We start from the raw sequence: 724 nt of genomic DNA, 5'->3' as shown, positions 1-724 counted from the left end.
CCCTGGATGCCAGCCAGGCGCGCGGCCAGCCCCACACACGCTCTCGCCACCTAAACCAACATCAACACGGGGCTGCTCAAGCCGTCACCCGTGAATGGACACCCGCCGACCACACCGAGACGGAAGATGTTCTTCCTGATGGCGCGAATGTGGCGTTCGCTGGCCTGACGGCTGCGGGCAAGACCACGCATGCTCGGTTGTTGGCCAGCGAGCTGGGCTATGAGTATGTCTCGGCAACCGAGGTGCTGTTGGATATCCTCGGCATGCCCGTCACGGCGGAAAGGGCTTGGCTGGAACGGTACAACGAGATCCAGACAGCCCGAGCAGGTGATGCCGTGGACGAGGAGTTGGACCGGCGGCTGTTGGAGTTGGCTGCCAGCCGGCGGCGCACGGTGTTCGACACGTGGGCCCTGGCCTGGCTCGCACCGGATCCGCTGGTGCGGGTCTGGATCGAGTCCGACCCACCGTCGCGCGCCCGCAAGTGCCTGGTCTCACAGACGCTCACCCGCCTGTCCTTGGCTCAGTGCCACGCACTGGTCCAGGAGAAGGACACTCATACCCGCGATTCCTTCGCGCGCCGCCATCAGTTCGATCTTTATCTAGACCGCGATCGTTACGACCTCGTGCTCTGTAACTCGCATCTGATCCCGACCGCGGACCGGGAGTCCGCGGATCGGGGCATCGCCGCGTTCGCTCCTATCGTGCACGCCACCGTCACCGCGCT

The 724-nt window shown here is 65.1% G+C and carries 1 protein-coding gene; it reads left to right on the top strand.

Annotation, left to right across the window (positions count from 1 at the left end):
• Positions 1–724, top strand: a 724-nt coding sequence (locus AC08ON_RS08055) for a cytidylate kinase family protein (RefSeq protein WP_476616724.1), incomplete at both ends; no start/stop codon positions are given.

This window comes from Frankia sp. CoWAU3, from assembly GCF_977971855.1.
The sequence above is the reverse complement of the archived record's forward strand: the minus strand, read 5'-3'. Positions and strand labels throughout refer to the sequence as shown.